This window comes from Paraburkholderia sp. JPY465 (assembly GCF_050436725.1).
Lineage (GTDB): Bacteria > Pseudomonadota > Gammaproteobacteria > Burkholderiales > Burkholderiaceae > Paraburkholderia > Paraburkholderia youngii.
In genome coordinates this window covers 2,370,167-2,392,552 of sequence record NZ_JBNDMT010000002.1, presented here as the reverse complement: position 1 = coordinate 2,392,552, position 22,386 = coordinate 2,370,167, and the positions used below count along the sequence as shown (strand labels likewise).

Here is a 22,386-nt window from a genome sequence, read left to right as displayed (position 1 = left end):
GGCCATAGCAGCCGGCGTGCGTTGCCACGCGCATGTCTTTCAACACAATTAACATCAACGAGGAAACAATCTGTTCCCGCGCACCCCCTATTCAGTTTCTATTGACCTCCCTACCATCCGCATTCCCACACGGCTACTCGCCAGCAACAGACAAACCACGATGCGAACACACGCTCACGCTCCCACGCGCTACCACGGCGCCGCAATCGCGCTGCACTGGCTGATCGCCGCGCTGATGATCGGCGGCTTCTACATCGGCTGGATCATGACGGATATCCCAGGCTTCACGCCGACGAAGCTCAAATACTTCTCGTGGCACAAATGGATCGGCGTGACCGTGTTCGCGCTCGCGCTGCTGCGCGTGCTGTGGCGCGCGACGCACCGCGCGCCCGCGCTCGATGCCGCGACGCCCGCATGGCAGAGGGCCGCCGCGCATCTGGTGCACGGCCTGCTGTATCTGCTGATGCTCGCGATTCCGCTGTCCGGCTACTTCTACAGCTCGGCGGCCGGCATTCAGGTCGTGTATCTGGGCATCGTGCCGCTGCCGACCATCATCGGTCCCGATCAGGCGCTGAAGGCCACGCTGCGCACCGTGCACGTGCTGCTCAATTACACGCTGCTCGCGCTCGTGCTGATGCATGTGCTCGCGGCGCTCAAGCATCAGTTCGTCGATCGCGACGGCTTGCTCGCACGCATGGTGCCGTTTCTGAAGACCCATGCATAACGACATGACAGCTTGAAGAAAGGCATAACGCCTGTCGATTGGTTACGACTGGTTGGCAATCAAATTCCTCGCGGTGTGCAATCAGGCCGCGAAGCTCGGATAGGATGCGTACCATCATGAAGACACCCTTTTATCTCTCCGCTCATCGCGCGGCGCTCGCTTCTTTCGCGGCGCTTGCGCTCATCGGCGCGAACCTCGCGCACGCCGACGTCGACCTCGCGAAAAGCAGCGTCATCGCGACGACCAAACAGATGAACGTGCCGGTCGACGGCAAGTTCAGGAAGTTCTCCGCGCAACTGAACTTCGATCCGGCGAAGCCCGCCGCGGGCAGCGCCAACGTGTCGATCGACACCGGAAGCTACGACCTCGGCGCCGACGACTACAACAAGCAGGCGCAAGGCAAGGAATGGTTCGACAGCGGCGCGTTCCCGAGCGCGACCTTCGTGTCGAGCTCGATCGCGCCGGCCGGCGGCAACCAGTACAAGGTGACCGGCAAGCTGACCATCAAGGGCAAATCGCAAACGGTCGTCGTGCCGGTCGTGATCGCGAGCCAGGGCACCACGCAAACCTTCGACGGCTCGCTGCCGATCAAGCGCACGCAGTTCGACGTCGGCACCGGCGAATGGAAGGACACGTCGGTGGTCGCCGACGAAGTCGTCATCAAATTTCACCTGGTCGCGGCAAAGAAATAACGTTCAACACAGCAGCACCGCATTACCTTTAGACCCCTGGAGTCCAACTTGAAGAAATCCCTCCTGCTCGCCGCCGGCGCGCTCGCCGCCGCATGCTCGTTCAACGCGATGGCTGCCGCCGAGACCTATCTGCTCGATCCGACGCACACGTCGCCGAGCTTCGAGACCGACCATTTCGGCGGCCTGTCGATCTGGCGCGGCAAGTTCCAGAAAGCCAACGGCACCGTCGTGCTCGATCGCGCGGCGAAGACCGGCACGGTCGAGGCGACGATCGATCTGAGCTCGGTCGGCATCGGCAACGACAAGCTCAACGAGGAGCTGGTCGGTGACAAGTTCTTCGACACCGCGAAGTTCCCGACCGCGACCTACAAGGGCACGCAGATCCGCTTCGACGGCGACAAGCCGGTCGAAGTGATCGGCACGCTGACGCTGCACGGCGTCACCAAGCCGGTCAACCTGAAGATCGAATCGTTCAAGTGCATCCAGCACCCGATGCTCAAGCGCGAAGTGTGCGGCACCGAATCGGTCGCGACGTTCAATCGCGACGATTTCGGCATCGACTTCGGCAAGGCGTACGGCTTCAACATGAAGACCACGCTGCATATCCAGGCCGAAGGCATCAAGCAGTAAGCGCATCGCGCCCGGCCCGGCCGGGCGCCGAACTACTGGATCGCGGGCTGCGCCGGCGCGTGCGACGCGCGGCGCGCCTCGAGCCACGCGAGCAGTTCCTCGCGCCGCATCGCCTTCGCGAACAGCCACCCCTGCCCGTACTGAACGCCCCGGCGCACCAGATACTCGACCTGCTCGCTGCGCTCGATCCCCTCCGCGACGATTTCCACCCCCAATTCGTGCGCCATCTCGATGATATGCGGCGCGACGATGCTCGACGCCGCGTCCTGGGCGATCGTGTCGACGAACGATTTGTCGATCTTCAGCACGTCGATCATGAAGGTTTGCAAATAGGCGAGGCTCGAATAGCCGGTGCCGAAATCGTCGATATAGACCGGGTGGCCGGCGCTTCGGAAGGCCGCGATCGTCTGCCGGGTCACATCGGCGTTCAGAAAACTGCGCTCGGTCGCTTCGATCCTGATTTGCGCGGGACGCAGGCCGGTTCCGGCGAGCCTCGCGTTGATCAGGTTCAGAAAGCGCGGCGTGCGCAGATCCTCGCCGCTGACGTTGATCGACACGTAGAACGACGGCCGCGAACGCAATAGCTCTGTCAGATCCTGGAGCGCTTCATCGAACACGAGGTCGGTCAGCGACTGGATCAGGCCGTGCTGTTCGGCCAATGCAACGAAGATATTCGGCGAGATATCGCGTCCGTTCAGATTCCATCTGGCCAGCGCTTCGACGCCGACGCATTCACTGGTCGCGAGATTCATGATCGGCTGATAGACGACGTCGATGGTTTTCTGCGAGATCGCCCATTCGAGCGAGGCCTCTAACGACACCTGCCGCGAGATCCGTTTGAATGCGAACCAGCCGAACGCGGCGCCCATCGCGACGCCGATCGATAGCCACGTCGCCAGCAGGCCGGGCCAGTCCCTGAGCAGGCTGGTGCGCCGGCCTTTGACGACGACACCGAGAGCGCGAGTCTCCGAGCGTGCCACCGCGTAGTTCCATTCATCGCTATCGACGCGCCCCGCCTGCTTCCATGCATGCAGCATCTCGTCGGCGTCAGCGCCGGTCGACAGTGCAACGATCGAATTTATCTCCGTGTTGATCGTAGCGATTGGCCGTCCCGCTGGGTCCATCACATCGACATATGACTGCGGATCGATCGACACGTACTCGCCGTTGCGCCCGATCTGGATATCCTCGCGCAAGTCGCTGAGCGGATTCTTTTGCTGAAACCAGATCAGGTAGCCGTCGTTGCTGCGCCAGCGCGGCGGCGGCAGTTCGACATCCTGCGCGCGAACGTCGCCCAATAGCGGCGAGCAAAGATAGCGCCCGTCGCCGTACGCGCCCGCGTCCCGCACGTAGCGGTAGTTGAAGATCACGTGGGCAGCCCGTCTTAGATATTCCGGCGAACACGGCTCGGCGTGCTCGGCCTGCAGGTCCGCGATCGCGGCAAAGCCCTGATACGTGACCAGTTCCGTGCGCATCACGGCCTTTTCCGCGTAAAGGTTCAAGTCTCTCTGCTCGCGGCGGGCGACGTCTTCGTTCGCGATATAGATGCTGATCAGGACCGGCAGCACCGTTGCGGCGCAGCCGAGTGCGATATACGCCGAAATCAGCGACATGCGCTTGATCATCTGTCGAGCCCGGTGGTGAACGGTCGCGGCGAAATCGGCTGCAGCGGTTGCGGCCCCGCCTGGACCCGCCACGCAACCTGCGGATTTCAGTGTGAAGAATAGTTACTGGAGCCGCTTTTTCAACATTGCGGTTGAATGCCACGCATGCGGCCAGCCGCGGCGAGCCCGACCAGTGGCGCGCCCGGCAAGGTACCATTACGGCCTGGCGGCGTCGCGACGCGCGCCGTCACCGCTTTCGTTCATTACCATCGCCCGCTTCGATTCCCATGAATTCGCCATCCCGCCGCATCGCGCACCTCGATATGGACGCGTTTTACGCGTCCGTCGAACTGCTGCGCTATCCGGAACTGCGCGGCCGCGCGGTGGTGATCGGCGGCGGCCGCAACAGCGCGCCGCAACTGCTCGAAGACGGCAGCAAGCGCTTCGCGAAGCTGCGCGATTACGCGGGCCGCGGCGTCGTCACCACCTCGACGTACGAGGCGCGCGCGCTCGGCGTGTTTTCGGCGATGGGCATGATGAAGGCCGCCGCGCTCGCGCCCGACGCGATCCTGCTGCCGACCGACTTCGATTCGTATCGCCACTACTCGCGCCTCTTCAAGGCGGCCGTCCGAACGTTCACGGACCGTATCGAGGATCGCGGCATCGACGAGATCTATATCGACCTGACCGAGCTGCCGGGCGAAGCGGCCGACATCGGGCGGCGCATCAAGGAGGCCGTTCATCAGGCCACTGGTCTCACTTGTTCGATCTGCGTCGCGCCGAACAAGCTGCTCGCGAAGATCGGCTCCGAACTCGACAAGCCCGACGGCCTGACGATCCTCACGCCGGCCGACATTCCGCTGCGCGTGTGGCCGCTGCCGGTGCGCAAGGTCAACGGCATCGGCCCGAAGGCGGCGGAGAAGCTGACCGCGCTCGGCCTCGCGACGGTCGGCGATCTGGCCGCCGCCGACGCCGGGCTGTTGCAGGACAATTTCGGGCGCAGCTATTCCGCGTGGCTGATGGAAGTCGCGCAGGGTCACGACGAGCGGCCGGTGGTGGTCGAATCGGAGCCGAAGTCGATCAGCCGCGAGACCACGTTCGAGCGCGATCTGCATCCGCGTCACGATCGGCCGGCGTTATCCAGCGCGTTTACGGGGCTTTGCGTGCGGGTCGCCGACGATCTGGTGCGTAAGGGCTACGTGGGCCGCACGATCGGCATCAAGCTGCGTTACGACGATTTCCGCACCGTCACGCGCGACCTGACGCTCGACGAACCGACCGCCGACGCAACCGAAATCCGCCGCGCCGCGACCGAATGTTTGCGACGCGTGCAGTTGAACCGCAAGCTGCGGCTATTGGGCGTGCGCATCAGCACGCTGAGCTCGGCCAGCGAACAGGCGCTGAAGCCGCGCCAGCCGGTTCAGGCCGACTTGCCTTTCGCGAGCGACGAGTAGGCGGTATCGGCGGCGACGCCGGCCGCATTGGTATTGGCATTCGCGCTCGCGTTCGCACGCGCGGCCGGTATATCGCCGGAAGTGGACATCACCGACGCCGCCACCGAAAACGAAAACGTGTTGATGCCGTTCGCGCTGTGCGCGGATACGGTGCCACGATGCATCTCGGCGATCGCCTTAACGATCGCGAGTCCGAGGCCGTGGTTTTCACGGCTATTGGTGCGCGAGACTTCCGCGCGATAGAAACGGTCGAACAGATGTTCGAGGACGTCCGGCGCGATCGGCTGCCCCGGATTCGCCACGACGACGCGCACCTGGTCGCGCATCGCACCTTCGCCGCGCGCGATCGTCACGCTGATCGTCGCGCCCGGCTCGCAGTGCTGGATCGCGTTCATCAGCAGGTTCGCGCACGCGCGGCCGAATAGCGAGCGGTTCACGCGCGCGTACGCATCGCCCTGCAACTTCGCATGCACGCGCGCCTCTTCGAGCGGAATCTCCAGAAACTCCAGTGTATGCGCGACTTCCGCCGCGAGCGACACCTCGATCAGGCCGGTCGCGCGTTCGCCCTGGTCGGCGCGCGCGAGGAACAGCATGTCGTTGATGATCGCGCGCATCCGCTCGAATTCTTCCAGGTTCGATTGCAGCGTGTGACGCAGATCGTCGACCGAGCGGTTGCGCGTCAGCGCGACCTCCGTCTGGCCGATCAGGATCGTCACCGGCGTGCGCAGTTCGTGCGCGACGTCCGCGTTGAACGATTCGAGGCGGCCGTAGGCGCCGTCGAGCCGTTCGAGCGCGCCGTTGAACGAGTTGGCGAGATCGTTCAGTTCGAGCGGCAAGGACGCGGTATTGAGCCGCTGCGAGCGGTTGTTCGGGCTGACCGCGGATGCGTCGCGCGTCAGACGCGTGAGCGGCGCGAGGCCGATGCGCGTAACCGAGTAGCTGAGCAGCAGCACCGCGAGACTGCCGAGCGCCGACAGCGCCGCGAGTGCCGAGCCGAACACGCGCATCGTGCGCAGGTTCGGCGAATAGCTCGCCGCGACCTGCAACTGCACCGCAGGCCGCGCGCCATTGGCGGGCAGGATCACCGTCGAGGTCAACATGTCGGGGCCGCCGCCCTCTGGCGCGATGCGCGCGTAGCCGCCGGGCCAGCTCTTCCTGACGGCCCCCTGCACCGGGGTGCCGAAGTGGAAGTTCGGCTCCGCGCTCGTCACCGAGTACATGGTGCTGCTGTCGTGCGGCGTCATGTCGGCGAGTTTTTCGCGGGCCATCCGCCATTTTTCCGGCGTCACCGCGTGAGAGACGATGATGCGCGCGATCTGCGTGCGATCGTCGAGCGACTCGCGCAGATGATGTTCGAGCTGCGAGCGCAGCACCAGAAAGAGCCCGCTGCCGACGAGCGTAAAAACGAACAGCGCCACCAGCGCGAACATCGACGCAAGGCGGCGGGCAATCGAGCGGTTCATGATGACTCGGCCTCTTCGCGCACTTCGAGCACGTAGCCCATGCCACGCACCGTGTGCAGCAGCTTCGACGGGAACGGGCCGTCGAGTTTCGCGCGCAGCCGCTTGATCGCGGTTTCGACGACGTTCGTGTGGCTGTCGAAATTGACGTCCCATACGAGCTCGGTGATCGCGGTCTTCGACAGAATGTCGCCCTGGCGGCGCGCGAGCACGCTGAGCAGTTGAAACTCTTTCGCGGTCAGGTCGAGGCGCACGCCGTCGCGGGTCGCGCGGCGTCCGATCAGATCGACGAACAGATCGCCGACCGAAATCAGCGTGGACTCCTGCGAACGCGTGCGGCGCGCAAGCGCATGCAGGCGCTCGACGAGTTCGAGGAACGAGAACGGTTTGGTCAGGTAGTCGTCGGCGCCTTCGCGCAGGCCGCGCACGCGATCGTTCACGTGGTCGCGCGCGGTCAGCATGATGACCGGCGTCGACTTGCGCATGCGCAGCGCCTTCAGCACGCTGAAGCCGTCGCGCTTGGGTAGCATCACGTCTAGGACGATCACGTCGTAATCGAATTCGGTGGCCAGATGCGTGCCCTCCTCGCCGTCGAGCGCGACGTCGACGACCCAGCCCTGCTCTGTCAAACCGGAGCGCAGGTAGTCCACTACCTTGTGCTCGTCTTCAACAATCAGCAATTTCATTCGCGTCCTCGCCACTAATGGCTGTCAACCTTGCATTATACGAACGCCCTCGATTCTTCGCGCCGACCCCACTGCGTCGGCATGGAAGCACGGCCGCGGCGATTCAGCGTGCCGGAGCCGGCATGTCTTTCTGCTGCGCGTCGCCGGCAGGCGCTTGCTGCGGCATCGCCGCAGCGTCGGTTGCATGTGCCTCGTTCGCGGCCATCGCACTGCCTTGCGCGCCGCCATCCCAACCGCCGCCCAGCGCCTTCACCAGCGCCACCGACAGCGTCAACTGCTGCCCGTGAATCTGCACATCCGTGCGCTCGCTCGTCAGCAGCGACTCCTGCGCGTCGATCACGTTCAGATACGCGACGAGCCCGCCCGAATAGCGATCGTTCGCGAGCGACAGCAGCCGCTGCGCATCCTCGACCGCCTCACGCGACTGCTTCGCCGCGCCATCGAGCACCGACAGTCCGGTGATGCCGTCCTGCACCTGCTGGAACGCGCTCAGTACCGTCTGCCGATAATTCGCCTCGGTCGCCTTGTAGCCCTCGCTCGCGAACTTGACGTTGGCCGCGCGCCGCCCGCCGTCGAAGATCACCTGGCCGACCGCCGCGCCGAGCGTCCACATCAGCGTCGGCGCGCTCAGCAGATTGGCGAACTCGGTGCTCTCCCAGCCGATGCCCGGCGTTAGCGTCAGACTCGGGAAGAACGCGGCCTTGGCCACGCCGATCTGCGCGTTGGCGGCCGCCATCGCGCGTTCCGCCGACGCGACGTCGGGCCGCCGCTGCAGCACGTCGCTCGGCACACCGAGCGGCACCGTCGGCGGCTTGATGTCGAGCACCTTCGGCTCGATCGAAAACTGCGGCGCCGGCACGCCGACGAGCGCGGCGATCGCATGCTCGAATTGCGCGCGCTGATTCAGCAGCAGTTGCGCCTGCACGCGCGTCGCATCGAGCTGCGATTTCTGCTGCAGCACGTCGAGGCCCGAGACCGAACCGAGGTCGTGCTCGGTGTTCACGTAATCGAGCGCCTTCTGCTGCAGCTTCACCGACTGGTTCAGCACGTCGATCTCGTTGTCGAGCTCACGCAGCGAGAAGTAGTCGGTGGCGAGATCGGTCGTCAGCACGAGGCGTGCGTTCGCGAGATCGTCCGCCGATTGTTCGGCCGACGCCTGCGCGCCCTCCACCTCACGACGGATGCGGCCGAACAGGTCGGTGTCGTAGCTGAGCGTCGGTCCGAGCTGGATGTTGTTCTGTACCGTCGATTGAGTCGGTGTCGCGTAGTTGGTCAGCGGCCGGTCGTGCGAAATGCGAAAGCGCGAGGCCTGGGCCGAGAAATCGACTTCCGGCACGCGCTGCGCGCTGGTGTTCGCGAGTGTCGCCTTGGCCTGCTCGTAGTGCGCGCTCGCCGCGGCGAGCGTCTGGTTCTGCGCGAGCGCCTGGGTTTCGAGCGTCGCGAGCGTCGGGTCGGCGAAGCCCGTCCACCAGTCCGGCGCAATCGGCGCATGCGACGGCGCGGCGACGCGCCAGAACGAATCGGTGTGCCATTCGGGCGGCACCTCGGCCCGCGGACGCTGATAGTCGGGACCCACCGTGCAGGCGGCGAGCAATACCGCGCCGGCGCAAGCGCTCAGCGCGGTGAACGCGGTGCCACGTGGGCGCGCCCGGCGGGAAGCCGCGAACATCACGACGCCTCCTTGCCGTTCTTCGGCAGCGGCTGCACCTGAACGTGATCGCCATCGGCGATCGAGTCGCTCGGATTGATGATGATGCGATCGGTCGGCGAGATACCGCTTTCGATTTCGAGCTGCTGTCCGAGGTCCACCGCGATCACGACCTTGTGCAGGCTCACGTTGCCCTTCGCATCGACGACCGCGAGGCGCGGACCCTCCGCGCGAAACAGCAACGCGTTGCCCGGTACCGTCAGGCGTTCGTGCGCGGCGGCCGGCACCTCGACCTGCACGTAGGCGCCGGGGCGCAGCCTCGCGTCGGGATTCGGCAGCGTCACTTCGATCTGCAGCGAACGCGTGGGCACGTCGATCGCGCCGGAGATATGCGTGATCGTGCCGTTGAACTGCTGGCCCGGCAGCTCGGCCTGCGTGACCACGACCTTCTGCCCGACCGAGACGTTCTGCGCGTAGGCCTGCGGCAACTGCACATAGACGCGCAACGGGTCCGACTGCGCGAGCGCGAACAACGCCCGGCTCGTGCCGCTGCCCGCGTCGATCAGATCGCCGACGTCGACGTTGCGCTGCGTGACGACGCCGGCAAACGGCGCGACGATCCGCTTGAACGATTCGAGCTGCTGCAGACGCTTGACGTTCGCATCGGCCGCGGCGAGATTCGCGAGGTCCTGCGTGTAGGTGCTTTGCCGTTCGTCGAGTTCCTGTTGCGATACCGCATCGCGCTGGCGCAACTGCTGCCAGCGCTCAAGCGAGCTCTTCGCGAGCGCGAGGCTCGAATTGATCTGCTGACGCTGCGCCAGAGCCTGCGCGAGTTCCTGGTCGATTTCCGGCGTATCGAGCTCGGCGAGCAATTGCCCCTGCTTCACGCGCGCGCCGATATCGACGTACCAGTGCAGCAGATAACCGGTCGCGCGCGCATAGATCGGCGACTCGACATAGCCGCGCAACGTGCCCGGCAGCAGCGTGTTGCCGCCGCCGTCGGTCTGCTTCGGCGTGACGACGTTCACGTACTGCGTGGCGTTCTGCTGCGCGGTCGCCGTGACTTCGCGGTTTTGCATCACGTTCGCGATCACGGTGCGCAGCGTGCCTATCGCGAGCAGTACGAACACGATCAGGATCGCGACCTTCGCGTGCCGCCATTCGCGATGGCGCGGCGGCAGCAGGTGCTCCCCTTGTTCGGTTTCCCGCGTGGGGATCCCTAGCGATGCATGAGTTTTTTCGGTCATCTCAGTCAACCATCGTTTAACTTTCACGCGGGCGTCGCCGCACTGCTGTGTTCAGGCGCGGGGCTGTCGCTATGGCCGCTGCTTCGGCCGCGATCACCGCCTGTTCCACCGCCATTGCCGCCGTTGCCGCCGCCATTTCCACCGTCATCGCCGCCGCCGTTGCGATGGCGGCGCGCGAGCCACGAGTGAATTCCCGCGAACACGAGCGGCACGAAAAACAGCGTCGACACGGTCGCGAACAGCAAGCCGCCGATCACCGCGCGGCCGAGCGGCGCATTCTGCTCGGCGCCTTCGCCGAGACCGAGCGCCATCGGAATCATGCCGATGATCATCGCGAATGCGGTCATCAGCACCGGACGGATCCGGCTCGCGCCGGCTTCGAGCGCGGCCGTGAGCGGCGGCGCGCCGGCCGAAAGCCGCTGGCGCGCGAAGGCGACCATCAGAATACTGTTCGCGGTCGCGACGCCCATCGTCATGATCGCGCCGGTCAGCGCCGGCACGCTCAGATGGGTGCCGGTCAGGAACAGCATCCACATGATGCCCGCGAGCGCCGCCGGCAACGCGCTGACGATGATCAGCGGATCGACCCACGACTGGAAGTTCACCACGATCAGCAGATACACGAGCACGATCGCCATCGCGACGCCGATGCCGAGCCCAAAGAACGAACTGCGCATCGTCTGTACCTGGCCGCGCACGGTGATCGTGCTGCCGCGCGGCAAGGTACCGCGCACCTCGTTGACGATCCTGTCGACCTGATTCGCGACGCTGCCGAGATCGCGCTTTTCAACGCTCACATACAGATCGATCACCGGCCGGATGTTGTAGTGCGAGACCTCAGCGAACTGGCTCTTCGGCGATACCTGCACGAGGTTGCCGAGCAGTTGCGTCGGGCCGTTCATTGTGGCCGACACCGGGGTGCGCAACAGTTCGTCGATCGACGACACCTGGTACTGCGGCGTCTGCACCTGAACCCTGTATTCGACGCCGTTCCTGTTGTTGACCCAGAAGCCCGGCGACGTCTGCGAGCTGCCCGACAGCGAAACGAGCACGTTCTGCGCGACGTCGTTTGCGGTCAGGTTCAGTTGTTGCAGGCGGGTGCGGTCCATCTGCAGACCGAGTACCGGTTCGTCGAGCTTCTGCTGGATGTGCGTGTCGACGGTGCCGGGAATCAGCCGCACCTGCTTCAGCAATTTGCGCGCGACCTCGAGGTTGCCCTGCTGATTCGCGCCGGCGATCTGCACGTCCACCGCGGCGGGCAGGCCGAAGTTCAGGATCTGCGTGACGATATCGGCGGGCTGAAAGAAGAACTCGACGCCCGGGAAACGCTGCGGCAGGATCGTGCGCAGCTTGTCCATGTAGATCTGCGACGGCTTGTGGCCTTCGTTCAACGCGATCTGGATCTCACCGTCGAGCGTGCCCATCGTGCCCGCATTGCTGTACGACAGGTTGATGCCGCTATACGGCAGACCGAGGTTGTCGAGAATCGTGCCCAGTTCCTTCTGCGGCACGACTTCGCGGATCACCTTCTCGACCTCGTCGGCGAGCCGCGCGGTTTCCTCGATCCGCGTGCCGGTCGGCGCGCGCATGTGCAGACGGATGTCGCCCGCGTCGACGCTCGGGAAAAAGTCTTCGCCGAGCGCAAAAAACAGGCCCATCGACAGCACGCAGAAACCGAGGAACAGCGTGCCGAACACCTTGCGGCGCACGAGCAGGCTGCTCAGGATCATGATGTAGGCCGCGCGCATGCGCTCGAAGCCGGCGTCGAAGCGGTGATACAGACGCATGAACAGATTCGGTTTCGCGCCCGCCTTCGGCTTATGCGCGTGGCCCATCAGCAGCATCGCGAGCGTCGGCACGAGCGTACGCGACAGGATGTACGACGCGAGCATCGCGAATACCACCGCTTCCGCGAGCGGCACGAACAGATAGCGTGCGACGCCGGTCAGGAAGAACATCGGCACGAACACGATACAGATACACAGCGTCGACACCAGCGCCGGCACCGCGATTTCGCCGGCGCCGTCGAGAATCGCGTCGTGCAGATTGGTGCCCATGTGCAGGTGCCGCTCGATGTTCTCGATCGTCACGGTCGCGTCGTCAACCAGGATGCCGACCGCGAGCGCGAGACCGCCCAGCGTCATGATGTTGATGGTCTGCCCGAGCGCGTGCAGCACGATCAGCGACGACAGGATGGACAGCGGAATCGAGATCGCGATGATGCAGGTGCTGCGCCAGTTGCCGAGGAACAGCAGGATCATCGCGGCGGTCAGCGCGGCGGCCACCAGCGCCTCGCGCACCACGCCCTGCACCGCCGCCTTCACGAACACCGACTGGTCGAACAGCGCGGTGATCTGCAGATCCGGCGGCAGCGCGGCGCGCGCGGCTGGCAACAGGCCTTTCAACGTATCGACGATCGACAGCGTCGACGCGTTGCCGTTCTTCAGCACCGACATCAGCACGCCGCGATGGCCGTTCTGCCGCACGATGTTGGTCTGCGGCGAGAAGCCGTCGCGCACATGCGCGACTTCACGCAGATAGGTCGTCGCGCCGTTGACGGTGCGCACCGGAATATCGTTGAGGCCTTCCAGCGTCGGCGGCGAACCGTTCATGTCGATCGTGTATTCCTTCGGCCCGATCTTGGCCGTGCCGGTGGGCAGAATCAGGTTTTGCGCGTTGAACGCGTTGACCACATCGGCCGGCGTCAGGCCCTTGGCCAGCATCGCGCGCGTATCGAGGTCGACCGAGATCAGCCGCGATTTGCCGCCATACGGGTACGGCACGGCAGCGCCTGGAATCGTCACGAGTTGCGGACGCAGGAAGTTCAGCGCGGTGTCGTTCAGGTCCTGCTCGGAGAGCTTCGGACTCGACAGACCGAGCTGGATCACCGGAATACTCGAAGCCGAGTAGCTGATGACGAGCGGCGCGGTGGCGCCCGGCGGCATCTGCTTCAACTGCGCCTGCTCGACCGCGACCGTCTGCGCGATGGCCGTCTGGATGTTCGCGTTCGGCTGCAGAAACACCTTCAGGATCGCGATGCCGGGCAGCGACTGCGATTCGATATGTTCGATGTCGTTGACCGTCGTGGTCAGACTGCGCTCGTTGACCGACGTGATGCGGGTGGCCATGTCCTCGGCCGACAGCCCGGTGTACGTCCAGATGATGCTGACGACCGGTATGTTGATTTCCGGCAGCACGTCGACGGGCGTGGTGAACAGCACGAAGGGCGTCGCCAGCACGATCAGAATCGCCATCACGATGAACGTGTATGGCCGCTTAAGCGCTACGTTGACGATCCACATTGAAACGGGCCAGAGAAAATGCGGGTGGAGGGAGGGATTGAATCTCCGCTTATGCTAGATCGGTAGCACCAACGCCTGCATGGCGCGAGAATGGCGAAATTGTCAGGAAGCTTGTTGAAAGCAAATGCGCCATTTTTGAAGGCGCAAAGCAATCGCCGGATTTGCAGCGGATTAGGCGAGGCGCAAACGTTTGTTGAATAAATTTACGCGCTGTTAATGGAACGTTTGCTGATTCGCGGCACGGCTTTGGTTCGAAATATTGTGAAACATGCTTCCAGTTTAATTCGCAACACGGGGCGATTTTGCTTCGCGCGGTCATTCCCCTTCAACGAAAAAGGCCGGTCAACCTGAATGGTCGACCGGCCTTCTCATATGCAGCTATCCGTGTGCCGGCGTCAACGCCCGCGACGCCTATTTGGCGAACAGTGACGACATATCGGCGAACGCCTTGAACTCGAGCGCATTGCCCGACGGATCGAGGAAGAACATCGTTGCCTGCTCGCCGACCTCGCCCTTGAAGCGCACGTGCGGCTCGATGATGAATTCGATGCCGGCCTTCTGCAGTTTGTCCGCGGCTGCCTGCCATTGCTCCATCGACAGTACCGCGCCGAAGTGGCGCACCGGCACCGCGTCGCCATCGACCGCGCTGGTATGACGGTGACCGACTTCGTCGGGCGCCAGATGCGCGACGATCTGATGACCGTAGAAATTGAAATCGACCCACGCGTCCGAACTGCGCCCTTCCGGGCAGCCGAGCAATTCGCCGTAAAACTCGCGCGCGGCGGCAAGGCTATGAACAGGAAACGCCAGATGGAACGGCGGCAAAGCGGTTTCGGCAACGCTCATGATAGGGAGACTCGCTGGGTGGGTGTGAGGATGGGTGACGACTGGCGCGACTTGCACGGTTGGCAATCGGCACAGATAAAGCCAAGTTTAACCATGAATAAAAATGTTGAGAAACGATATATATTTGACCTGACCATCACTAAAATCGATTGATCGATCATGCTCAGCGAGTTGAAGACCTTCATCGCCGTCAGCCAGTACGGCACGTTTTCCGGCGCGGGCGCGCGCATCGGGCTCACACAATCGGCGGTCAGCGCGCAGATGCAGCGGCTCGAGCAGGAACTCGGCTTCCCGCTGTTCGACCGCACCGGCCGCTCGGCGACGCTCAACGAGGCGGGCCGCGAAACGCTCGCGCTCGCCGAGGAAATGATGACGCTCTACGCGCGGCTCTCCGAGCGCAGCGGCGGCGCCGCCGAAAGCGGCATGCTGCGGGTCGGCGCGATCGCGTCCGCGCAGGTATCGCTGCTGGCCGACGCGCTCGCGCGCTTTCGCGACGACCGTCCCGGCTGGCGGATTCGCGTGGTGCCGGGCGTGTCGCTGGGGCTGCTCGGTCAGGTCGACGCGGGCGAGCTCGATCTTGCCGTCATCATCAAGCCGCCGTTCGCGCTGCCGTCGGAGCTCGAATGGCGCACGCTGGTCGCCGAACCGTTCGTGCTGCTCGCGCCGAAAAAGCTCGCGCGCGGCGGCCGCTCGTGGCGCGAACTGCTGCGCAGCGAGCCGTTCATCCGCTACGACCGCGCGTCGTTCGGCGGGCGGCTCGTCGATCGTTTTCTGCGGCGCGCGCGCCTCGGCGTTCGCGATGCGGTCGAGCTCGACGAGTTGCAGGCGATCGTGCAACTGGTCGCGCGCGGCATGGGTGTCGCGCTGATTCCGAATACGGCCGGGCTCGGCAAATGGCCGGCGAGCGTCGTGGCGCTCGAACTCGGCGATGCGACCTTGGAGCGCGAGATCGGGCTCGTGCTGCGGCCGCGGCATAGCCGGCCGGTGGTCGCCGATGCGTTGGCGGAGTGTATTGCGAGCGCGGCGCACGGTTGAGCGTTTGGCGCGCCGCGTTCGATGCGGGCTCGATTCGGCTGCGAAGCGAGTGTGCTGCCACACGTACGCGCAACTGTATCTGTGAGCGGCGCGCGACGGCGCTCAGAATCGTTGCTTCATTCAACCGGCCGTGTGGCGCGTTGCATGGCATTGCCGAACACCCGCCCCGCCCTTACATTTGCCCGCCATGATCGCTAGCCCTGTGCTCACCGCCGATGTCCTGATCGCCTACAGCGCCTATTTCGTCGGCACCGCGAGCCCTGGCCCGAGCAATCTCGCGATCATGTCGCTCGCGATGAGCGCGGGCCGGCGCGCGGCGCTGGTGTTCGCGCTCGGCGTCGTGTCGGGCTCGTTCTCATGGGCGCTGCTCGCGTCGCTCGGGCTGTCGGCGGTGCTCGCCACCTACTCGGAATGCCTCGTGGCGATCCGGATCGCGGGCGGGCTGTATCTGCTGTGGCTCGGCTTCAAGTCCGCGCGCTCGGCGTGGAGCGCCGGCAAGCCGGCCGCGAGCGCGGCGCGCGTCGACGAACCGCTCGGGCGGCTCTATCTGCGTGGCCTTTTGCTGCACCTGACGAATCCGAAAGCGGTGCTGGTGTGGCTGTCGATCGTGTCGCTCGCGATGTCGCCGGTACACGGCGCCGCGCACGTGATGCCGGTCGTGCTGGGCTGCATGGCGATCGGCGCGACGGTGTTCAGCAGCTACGCAATGCTGTTTTCGACGGCATCCGCGCGGCGCGTTTATGCGGCGATCCGGCGCTGGCTCGATGGCTCGCTCGCGGTGATGTTCGGGATTGCCGGGATCAAGCTGCTGACGTCAAAGAACTAGCGTGGCCCGGGCGCGCGCGGCCGCCCCCGGTCCACGCTCTGCGATACTGGCGGCTCGGCTCCCTCCACGACGGCTGCTAGCGCACCCACCCACGCAACGATGAACGGCAACGATCACGACGCACCTTCCTCCACCCAACGCTCGCCGCTGCAAAAGCGGCTCTATCTCTGCGGTGCGGCGATCCTGGTCGTCAGCCTGATCGCCGCGGTGCTGATCTACGTCAGCGTGCCGCCGCCCGATAGCGCGGTCGCGATGTACGGCATCGTCGATCCGCGCTATCAGATCGAGCTACAGCAAATCGGCGGCAACGCGGCAGTGCTGATGGCGCAGTTGAATCAATGGTTCGATAGCTTGTGGCACGGTGTCAGGCTTGCCTATACGGTCGCGGCGCTGGGCGCTGCGCTGGCGGGCGGCTGTTTCTTCATCGGTCATTATTTCGTCGACGATTGAACCCCGACAGGATCGCATCCGCCACGACGATTTAAAAACGTTAATTATCGTTTATTCAAATCCGACGCATCGCCTTCGCCGACGAAATTCCGCCGCAATAAACCAACAATAAATTCCGCAGTGCAATAAGTCCGCGCTTTCGCAGTCAACTTGCGGCATTAAGAAAACGAACTATTATTAGTTCGGGCCATACAGAATAGTGCCCCCTCACAGCATTCGAGGCGTATCAACTGCGAGAGGGACAACGATGAATGAAATCACCCTTCCGGTCGATCTAATTCACTGGATTCTGGCAACACTTTCCATCATCGCCTTGCTTGTCTTTCTCGTTCCGCTGCGTTGGCGGGCGCCCGAGGCAGGCCCTGGCGCGATGTTCGTTGCCGGCCTGATTGCCGTATTAGCATTCCGCACCCCGATCACGACTTTGGCTGTCGCCAGTGGCAAAGGCGTATGGGATGCCATATTCATTCTCTATGTAATGTGGCCGGCGCTTCTGCTCTATCAGATCACCAAACAGGCCGGCGGCTACGACGCACTTCGACACGGCATTTCCCGTTTCAGCCGCAATGATTTATTCGTCATTCTAGGCCTCGGCTGGGTATTTTCGTCTTTTCTTCAAGGCATTGCGGGTTTCGGCGCGCCAATTGCAGTCGTCGCACCGCTTTTGCTCGCGATCGGTGTAAGACCGGTCCATGCCGCCGCCATCTCGATCATCGCGCACGCATGGGCGCGCTTCTTCGGCACCCTCGGTGTCGGCTGGCTCGCGACGTTGCAGGTGGCCGACATTCAGGACGTGGGACGCGCCGCTTTCGAATCGTGTGTGCTGCTGCTTATTCCGACGTACTTCGGTGGCCTGCTGATCGTGTGGCTATACGGGCGCTGGGCCGCGGTGCGTCACGGATGGCCACTGGTCCTGATCCTCGGCACGATCCTCGGCTTCGGCCAGTTGATCTTCGCGTTCCTGAGCCCTGAACTGTCGACGTTCCTCGCCGCAACCGTCGCGTTGGTCGCCCTGTATCCGCTTTCGCGCTGGCGTCGGTTCAGGGAGCCGGTTCCCGCGGCCGAGGTCCCGGATCGTCCGGCGATGGACCCGGCCGCCGTCGGCATGCAGACCGAAACCGAAGAGCCGGTGATGAGTCTCGGCATGGCATTCCTGCCGTATGTCGTGCTCACGGTCGTTACCTTGGGCATTCTGCTGATTGGCCCATTGAACGATGCGATGCGGCAATTCCGCATCGGCCTGCCGTTCCCCGAAGTGACCACGGGCTTTGGCGTGCGAAACGCGGCCGTCGAGCGTTACGCGCCGTTCTCGCCGTTCACCCACCCGGGGACGATGCTGCTGATCTCCGCGATCGTCGTGTGGATCGTGTACCGCGTGAACGGCTTCTACGGCGCGTGGCAATCGCGGCATGGCGGCGAGAATCTGGGGCGCTCGCTGATCGTCGACGGCGTGCCCGCATCGCTGCCGGTCATCGCTTTCCTCGTTACGAGCCGGGTGCTCGACCATAGCGGCCAGACCCAGGTGCTCGCGCACGGTATCGCCGATGTGTCGCCGCCGCTCGTCTATGCGGGCATCGCGAGCGTGATCGGCGCGTTGGGCGCGTTCATGACGTCGAGCAGCACCGCGTCGAACGTACTGTTCGGCGGCCTGCAGAGCGATGTCGCGCAACTGCATTCGCTGCCGACCGAAGCGATCATCGCCGCGCAGGCGGCCGGCAGCGCGTATGGCAACGCGATCGGCCCGGCCAATATCGTGCTGGGCACCAGCATCAGCGGCATCAAGGGACAGGAGGGCGCGGTGATGAAGCTGGCCCTTCCGTGGACGGTCATCGTCGCCATCCTGACCGGCATCGGCACGATCCTCCTCGTGATATTCGCGTGAGGTGACTCGTATGGACAAGCTCGTTGCGGAAACCCTGGCGCTGCTTCTGATGTTCGCGGGTTTTCCGCTCACCAGCAGGGGCTCGGTCACCGGCAACATGCTGCTGTTGGGGCTGGGGCTGCTCTGCGTGATCGCCGGCGGAGCGTTGCCGATCATCACGCGGTTCATGGATCACTCGAACGACAAGATCAGGGACGCGGGCGTCGAATTCGACGATCGGGCTTCCTGATCGAAGCGGCGCGCCCGTTCCTTCGCCGCAGTTGCTTCGCCGTCGCACACTCCCGGCAAGCATCGGGCGCCGGGGCCATTGTGGCGGGTCATCCTCAGGGGAGCTTTTCACCATGAGTCATCCTAATGGGCCTCGTACCGGTCGCCCACCCACGCGCGCACCGCATGGCATGGTCGCCACGCCGCACTATCTGGCAAGTCAGGCCGGTGTCGAGATGCTGCAACGCGGTGGAACCGCGGTCGATGCCGCGATCGCTGCGAACGCGGTGCTGTGCGTCGCCTATCCGCACATGGCCGGACTCGGCGGCGACGGCTTCTGGCTGATCGCCGACGGCAACAGCGAACAGATTCACGCGATCAATGCGAGCGGACCGGCGGCGCAAGGCGCGACGCTCGCCCACTATCGCGGCATCGCCATCGACAACGAAATCGCGGCGCGCGGCCCGCAGGCGGTGCTGACCGTGCCGGGCGCGATCGACGGCTGGCGTCTCGCTCACGAGCGCTTCGGGCGCCTGAACTGGGCGGACCTGTTTGCGGCGGCAATCGGCTATGCGCGCGACGGCGTGCCGGTCTCCCGCTCGCTCGCGGACTGGACCGTGCAGGACGTGCCGATCCTCACGCGCTACCCGGAAACGGCTGCGATCTTCATGCCGGGCGGCCGCGTGCCCGCCGACGGCGAGAAGCTCGTGCAAACCGCGCTGTCGCAGTCGTTGCAGCAACTCGCCGATCAGGGCCCGCGCGCCGGCTTCTACGAAGGCGATCTCGCGGCGCGGATCTGTGCCGGCGTCGGTGCCGCCGGCTCGCCGCTGCAACCGGTCGACTTCGCCGCGTACCGCGCGGAATGGGTCACGCCGATCAGCACGACGTATCGCGGTCATACGGTCTACGAGCTACCGCCGAACACCCAGGGCTTTACGCCCTTGCAGATCCTGAACCTGATCGAAGGCTACGACGTGACCGCGTGGGGCGAAGGCACCGCGGACTACTACCACCACCTCGCCGAAGCGGTGAAGATCGCGTTCGCCGATCGCGAAGAGTGGTTGACGGACCCGCGCTTCGTCACGATTCCGGTCGACCAGCTGATCACGAAGGCCTACTGCGACGAACGCCGCAAGCTGCTCGACCCCGAACGCGCGCTCGACATCTCGACGGTCCCGCCCGGCATCGCCTATCAGTATCCGCACGACCGCCGCGCGCCGGACGGCGACACCTGCTACTTCTGCGCGGCCGACAAGGACGGCATGGTGGTGTCGCTGATCCAGTCCATCTATCACGACTTCGGCAGCGGCGTGCTCGGCGGGGACACCGGCATCATCATGCAGAACCGCGGCGCGTTCTTTTCGCTCGACGAGCATCACCCGAACTGCCTGCAACCTGGCAAGCGCACTTTCCACACGCTGATCCCGGCACTGATGACCCGCGACGGCAAGCCTTGCCTCGCGTTCGGCTCGATGGGCGGCGAAGGTCAGCCGCAAACCCAGGCCGCGCTGGTCACCCGCATCGTCGACTTCGGCTACGACGTGCAGCAGGCGATCGAGGCGCCGCGCTGGCTGATGGGCCGCACGTGGGGTACCAAGTCGCGCAACATGTCGCTCGAGGGACGCATCTCCGACGAGGTCGTGCGCGAATTGAAGCGCCGCGGCCAGCCGGTGCAGATGGTCACCGACTGGAACGACAACATGGGGCACGCGCACGCGATCGCTGTGGATCGGCACCAAGGCTTTTACGAAGGAGGCGCCGATCCGCGCGGCGACGGCGCCGCGCTCGGGTACTGAGGAGGACTGATATCGGCTCCCGCAAACGGCCGGCAGTTGGGGCTGCCGCGCTCGCGCACCGCGGCTCCATACGACGGGAAAAATAGATGAACCCGATGATCGTGACCTCGCTGGTCCTCGCCGTGACGATGGCGCTGTTCATCTGGAACAAGGTGCCGGCCGCCGTCGTTGCGGTGATGTCGCTGATCGCGCTATATCTGACCGGCGTTCTGACGATGCGCGAGGCGTTGAGCGGCTTCGGCGATCCGCTGATCGTGTTCATCGCGGCGCTGCTCGGCATCGGCATCGGCCTCGAAACGACCGGTGTCGGCACATGGGCGGGACAGTGGCTGATTCGCCACTCGGGCAGCAGCCGCAAGCGACTGATCGCGTCGCTGCTGATCCTGTCCGCGGTATCCACTGCGCTGATCGGCATGAACGGCGCCGTCGTCGCGATGCTGCCGATCGCGGTCATCATCTGCGTGCGGACCCAGCTCGCGCCGTCGCAACTGATGATGCCCGTGTCGATCGCGTGCCTGACCGGCGCGAAGCTCACGTTGCTCGGCAGTCCGGTCAACGTGATCGCATCGAGCGCGGCCGATGCGCTCGGTGGCGCGCCGATCCGCTTCTTCGAATGGTCGATCGTGGGTCTGCCGTTGTTCGCCGGCACCCTTGCGATCATTCTGATACTCGGCCCGCTGTTGTTGCCCAGGCGCAGCTCGAATTCGCTGCCGGCCGATTTCAGCCAGCACGCGCACACGCTGGTCGAGCAATACCGGCTCGCGGACGGCGTGTTCCGGCTGCGCGTGCGCGCGGGCTCGCCGTTGATCGGTAAGACGCTCGACAGCATCGATCTGTCGCGATACCCCGCTGTCAGCGTGCTCGGCCTGACCGACGATGAAGGCGCCGAACTCGCGCAGAAAGAAGCGAGCGAGGGCCATCACCTGCTGGTGCGCGGCGACGCGCAAGGCATCGCCCGGCTCGCGAACGACTTGCATCTCGCGATTCGCGAGCCGCTCGCCGAAGCGCAGGCGGTCACGAATGCGCTGTTCAATCGCTCGTCGGGTCTCGCCGAAGTCGTGATACCACCGCGCTCGGGGCTGATCGGACAAACCGTGTTTCCGGGCATGGCGACGCACGAAGGCGATCTGATCGTGCTCGCGATACAGCGCGGCGGCAACAACGTCCCCGAGCCGTCGACCACGCTGCTCGCGGGCGACCATCTGCTGTTCAGGGGCACATGGGAAGCGCTCGACAAACACTTCTCCGACCCGCAGATACTGATGGTCGATTCTCCGCAGATGGTACGGCGCCAGACCATCGCGCTGAGTCGCGGCGCGCGCGAGGCGCTCGCGATCCTCGCGGTGCTGGTCATCCTGCTCGCGACGAACGCGGTACCGCCCGCGGTGGCGACGCTGATGTGCGTGACCGCGATGGTATTGACGCGCGTGATCACACTGAACCAGCTGTACACGATCGACTGGAATACCTGCGTGCTGGTCGGTGCGCTGATTCCTCTCGCCACCGCGATGTCGAACACCGGGCTCGCGTATCAGATCGGTGATTACGTGATCCAGGCGGTCGGCTCGGGCGGCCCGCGCGCGGTGCTGGCGGGACTCTTCTGCGTGGCCGCGGTGCTGACCCAGGTGATCTCGAACAACTCGGCGGCGCTCGTGACGGTGCCGATCGCGGTCGCCACCGCGCAGGAACTCGGCGTGTCGGCGACGCCGTTCCTCGTCGCTGTCGCGCTCGGTGCGGGCGCGGCGCACTTGACGCCGATGAGCACGCCGGTCAACCTCGTCACGTACGGCCCGGGCGCGTATGAGTTCGGCGACTACTGGAAGATCGGCCTGCTGATCGTGTTGTGGTCGATGGCGGTGGTCGTGTTCATTGCGCCGTTGTATTGGCCGTTCTAGCC

At 64.7% G+C, this 22,386-nt stretch carries 18 protein-coding genes; 11 read left to right on the top strand and 7 right to left on the bottom strand.

Annotation, left to right across the window (positions count from 1 at the left end; all coding sequences use genetic code 11):
* Positions 1 to 160 precede the first annotated feature (160 nt).
* From QFZ94_RS13170 to QFZ94_RS13160, 3 genes are all read left to right on the top strand, one after another.
* Positions 161 to 724, top strand: coding sequence for a cytochrome b (locus QFZ94_RS13170; RefSeq protein WP_429457370.1), 564 nt, complete (start codon positions 161 to 163; stop codon positions 722 to 724).
* A 116-nt stretch (positions 725 to 840) separates the two neighbouring features.
* Positions 841 to 1,416: a YceI family protein gene (locus QFZ94_RS13165; protein WP_429457368.1), complete on the top strand. Its 576-nt coding sequence runs from the start codon at positions 841 to 843 to the stop codon at positions 1,414 to 1,416.
* Between the two features lie 48 nt (positions 1,417 to 1,464).
* Positions 1,465 to 2,046, top strand: a complete 582-nt coding sequence (locus QFZ94_RS13160) for a YceI family protein (RefSeq protein WP_368585796.1) — start codon at positions 1,465 to 1,467, stop codon at positions 2,044 to 2,046.
* 32 nt (positions 2,047 to 2,078) lie between these two features.
* Here the strand turns inward: QFZ94_RS13160 and QFZ94_RS13155 are convergent, their stop codons facing one another.
* The gene (locus QFZ94_RS13155) at positions 2,079 to 3,671 is read right to left on the bottom strand and encodes an EAL domain-containing protein (RefSeq protein ID WP_429457366.1); all 1,593 of its coding nucleotides are present in this window, start codon (positions 3,669 to 3,671) and stop codon (positions 2,079 to 2,081) included.
* 266 nt (positions 3,672 to 3,937) lie between these two features.
* On the opposite strand from QFZ94_RS13155, the gene dinB reads away from it, so the two are divergent.
* A complete protein-coding gene (dinB, locus tag QFZ94_RS13150) occupies positions 3,938 to 5,104 on the top strand; it encodes a DNA polymerase IV (RefSeq protein ID WP_429457364.1) in 1,167 nt (388 codons plus the stop codon).
* On the opposite strand, the gene QFZ94_RS13145 is transcribed toward dinB, so the two are convergent.
* From QFZ94_RS13145 to QFZ94_RS13120, 6 genes are all read right to left on the bottom strand, one after another.
* Positions 5,071 to 6,567 carry a heavy metal sensor histidine kinase gene (locus QFZ94_RS13145; RefSeq protein WP_429457362.1) on the bottom strand — a complete coding sequence of 499 codons (1,497 nt, stop codon included), beginning with the start codon at positions 6,565 to 6,567 and terminating at the stop codon, positions 5,071 to 5,073. The genes dinB and QFZ94_RS13145 overlap by 34 nt on opposite strands.
* A complete protein-coding gene (locus tag QFZ94_RS13140; protein ID WP_013091374.1) occupies positions 6,564 to 7,250 on the bottom strand; it encodes a heavy metal response regulator transcription factor in 687 nt (228 codons plus the stop codon). The genes QFZ94_RS13145 and QFZ94_RS13140 overlap by 4 nt, the downstream gene beginning before the upstream one ends.
* A gap of 103 nt (positions 7,251 to 7,353) precedes the next feature.
* Positions 7,354 to 8,919: an efflux transporter outer membrane subunit gene (locus QFZ94_RS13135; protein WP_429457360.1), complete on the bottom strand. Its 1,566-nt coding sequence runs from the start codon at positions 8,917 to 8,919 to the stop codon at positions 7,354 to 7,356.
* Entirely contained in the window at positions 8,919 to 10,145 is a 1,227-nt protein-coding gene (locus tag QFZ94_RS13130; protein WP_368585801.1) for an efflux RND transporter periplasmic adaptor subunit, read from the bottom strand. The genes QFZ94_RS13135 and QFZ94_RS13130 overlap by 1 nt, the downstream gene beginning before the upstream one ends.
* Before the next feature lie 23 nt (positions 10,146 to 10,168).
* Positions 10,169 to 13,447 (bottom strand): efflux RND transporter permease subunit, encoded by a 3,279-nt coding sequence (locus QFZ94_RS13125; protein ID WP_429457357.1) that lies wholly within the window; start codon positions 13,445 to 13,447, stop codon positions 10,169 to 10,171.
* A gap of 411 nt (positions 13,448 to 13,858) precedes the next feature.
* Positions 13,859 to 14,293: a VOC family protein gene (locus tag QFZ94_RS13120; protein ID WP_008918388.1), complete on the bottom strand. Its 435-nt coding sequence runs from the start codon at positions 14,291 to 14,293 to the stop codon at positions 13,859 to 13,861.
* A 159-nt stretch (positions 14,294 to 14,452) separates the two neighbouring features.
* Between QFZ94_RS13120 and QFZ94_RS13115 the strand changes: the two genes are divergently transcribed.
* The 7 genes from QFZ94_RS13115 (at position 14,453) to QFZ94_RS13085 (ending at position 22,384) form a co-directional block, all read left to right on the top strand.
* Positions 14,453 to 15,328, top strand: a complete 876-nt coding sequence (locus QFZ94_RS13115) for a LysR family transcriptional regulator (protein WP_429457355.1) — start codon at positions 14,453 to 14,455, stop codon at positions 15,326 to 15,328.
* Between the two features lie 187 nt (positions 15,329 to 15,515).
* A complete protein-coding gene (locus tag QFZ94_RS13110; protein WP_368585804.1) occupies positions 15,516 to 16,154 on the top strand; it encodes a LysE family translocator in 639 nt (212 codons plus the stop codon).
* A 99-nt stretch (positions 16,155 to 16,253) separates the two neighbouring features.
* Positions 16,254 to 16,604, top strand: coding sequence for a hypothetical protein (locus QFZ94_RS13105; protein WP_429457353.1), 351 nt, complete (start codon positions 16,254 to 16,256; stop codon positions 16,602 to 16,604).
* 247 nt (positions 16,605 to 16,851) lie between these two features.
* On the top strand, positions 16,852 to 18,486 hold the full coding sequence (locus QFZ94_RS13100) for an L-lactate permease (RefSeq protein ID WP_429457351.1): 1,635 nt from the start codon (positions 16,852 to 16,854) through the stop codon (positions 18,484 to 18,486).
* Positions 18,487 to 18,496: 10 nt separating this feature from the next.
* Positions 18,497 to 18,715 (top strand): EmrB/QacA subfamily drug resistance transporter, encoded by a 219-nt coding sequence (locus QFZ94_RS13095; RefSeq protein WP_176124777.1) that lies wholly within the window; start codon positions 18,497 to 18,499, stop codon positions 18,713 to 18,715.
* 112 nt (positions 18,716 to 18,827) lie between these two features.
* On the top strand, positions 18,828 to 20,489 hold the full coding sequence (gene ggt / locus QFZ94_RS13090) for a gamma-glutamyltransferase (RefSeq protein WP_429457349.1): 1,662 nt from the start codon (positions 18,828 to 18,830) through the stop codon (positions 20,487 to 20,489).
* An 86-nt stretch (positions 20,490 to 20,575) separates the two neighbouring features.
* A complete protein-coding gene (locus QFZ94_RS13085; protein ID WP_429457347.1) occupies positions 20,576 to 22,384 on the top strand; it encodes an SLC13 family permease in 1,809 nt (602 codons plus the stop codon).
* The last annotated feature ends 2 nt before the right edge of the window (positions 22,385 to 22,386 follow it).

What these genes read in the sequence shown, in the direction of transcription:
- QFZ94_RS13170 (WP_429457370.1), top strand. Translation starts at nt 161, where the DNA reads ATGCGAACACACGCTCACGCTCCCACGCGCTACCACGGCGCCGCAATC.
- QFZ94_RS13165 (WP_429457368.1), top strand. Translation starts at nt 841, where the DNA reads ATGAAGACACCCTTTTATCTCTCCGCTCATCGCGCGGCGCTCGCTTCT.
- QFZ94_RS13155 (WP_429457366.1), bottom strand. Translation starts at nt 3,671, where the DNA reads ATGATCAAGCGCATGTCGCTGATTTCGGCGTATATCGCACTCGGCTGC.
- dinB (WP_429457364.1), top strand. Translation starts at nt 3,938, where the DNA reads ATGAATTCGCCATCCCGCCGCATCGCGCACCTCGATATGGACGCGTTT.
- QFZ94_RS13145 (WP_429457362.1), bottom strand. Translation starts at nt 6,567, where the DNA reads ATGAACCGCTCGATTGCCCGCCGCCTTGCGTCGATGTTCGCGCTGGTG.
- QFZ94_RS13140 (WP_013091374.1), bottom strand. Translation starts at nt 7,250, where the DNA reads ATGAAATTGCTGATTGTTGAAGACGAGCACAAGGTAGTGGACTACCTG.
- QFZ94_RS13135 (WP_429457360.1), bottom strand. Translation starts at nt 8,919, where the DNA reads ATGTTCGCGGCTTCCCGCCGGGCGCGCCCACGTGGCACCGCGTTCACC.
- QFZ94_RS13130 (WP_368585801.1), bottom strand. Translation starts at nt 10,145, where the DNA reads ATGACCGAAAAAACTCATGCATCGCTAGGGATCCCCACGCGGGAAACC.
- QFZ94_RS13125 (WP_429457357.1), bottom strand. Translation starts at nt 13,447, where the DNA reads ATGTGGATCGTCAACGTAGCGCTTAAGCGGCCATACACGTTCATCGTG.
- QFZ94_RS13120 (WP_008918388.1), bottom strand. Translation starts at nt 14,293, where the DNA reads ATGAGCGTTGCCGAAACCGCTTTGCCGCCGTTCCATCTGGCGTTTCCT.
- QFZ94_RS13115 (WP_429457355.1), top strand. Translation starts at nt 14,453, where the DNA reads ATGCTCAGCGAGTTGAAGACCTTCATCGCCGTCAGCCAGTACGGCACG.
- QFZ94_RS13110 (WP_368585804.1), top strand. Translation starts at nt 15,516, where the DNA reads ATGATCGCTAGCCCTGTGCTCACCGCCGATGTCCTGATCGCCTACAGC.
- QFZ94_RS13105 (WP_429457353.1), top strand. Translation starts at nt 16,254, where the DNA reads ATGAACGGCAACGATCACGACGCACCTTCCTCCACCCAACGCTCGCCG.
- QFZ94_RS13100 (WP_429457351.1), top strand. Translation starts at nt 16,852, where the DNA reads ATGAATGAAATCACCCTTCCGGTCGATCTAATTCACTGGATTCTGGCA.
- QFZ94_RS13095 (WP_176124777.1), top strand. Translation starts at nt 18,497, where the DNA reads ATGGACAAGCTCGTTGCGGAAACCCTGGCGCTGCTTCTGATGTTCGCG.
- ggt (WP_429457349.1), top strand. Translation starts at nt 18,828, where the DNA reads ATGAGTCATCCTAATGGGCCTCGTACCGGTCGCCCACCCACGCGCGCA.
- QFZ94_RS13085 (WP_429457347.1), top strand. Translation starts at nt 20,576, where the DNA reads ATGAACCCGATGATCGTGACCTCGCTGGTCCTCGCCGTGACGATGGCG.